Consider the following 434-nt stretch of genomic DNA (forward strand, 5'->3'; position numbering starts at 1 on the left):
AATGGGTGATTTTAATGTCCTCATCAGAGGCTAGAGTTTGTTGAATTAACTGACCCAAGCTGTTGTACTCAAAATTAGTATTGTGGCTGCTTACACCTTCGTTTTTACGGGCAATCAGCTGGTTGATGCTGTCGTAATTGTACGTACAGGTATCGAATAGTGCTTGTGCTGGGTGTGTAAGCTGTTGCTGTATTAAGCGGTTAAATACATCAAACTGTTGAGTAAGGGTAATGCTGTTACCAAACTGCTGCGTTTTAATATTGCCTTGGCTGTCGTAGCTTAAGGTTACGAGCGGCTTTGCTGCGCTAGCTGAATCATTCGCTTCGCTATTGGTTTGGTGTAAATGAATAGCACTTAGCTGACCGAATTTATTGTAGCTGTAGTTAAGCGTACTTGAGTCTGGCAGCGTCAGGGTTTGGCGTCTGCCGTAGTCA

At 43.5% G+C, this 434-nt stretch carries 1 protein-coding gene; it reads right to left on the bottom strand.

Going from position 1 to position 434, the window contains the following annotated elements:
* A partial coding sequence (locus CWB66_RS15400; protein WP_502705297.1) for an RHS repeat domain-containing protein occupies nucleotides 1-434 on the bottom strand: 434 nt, incomplete at both ends.

The organism is Pseudoalteromonas sp. S558 (genome assembly GCF_005886635.1).
Taxonomy (GTDB): domain Bacteria; phylum Pseudomonadota; class Gammaproteobacteria; order Enterobacterales; family Alteromonadaceae; genus Pseudoalteromonas; species Pseudoalteromonas aliena.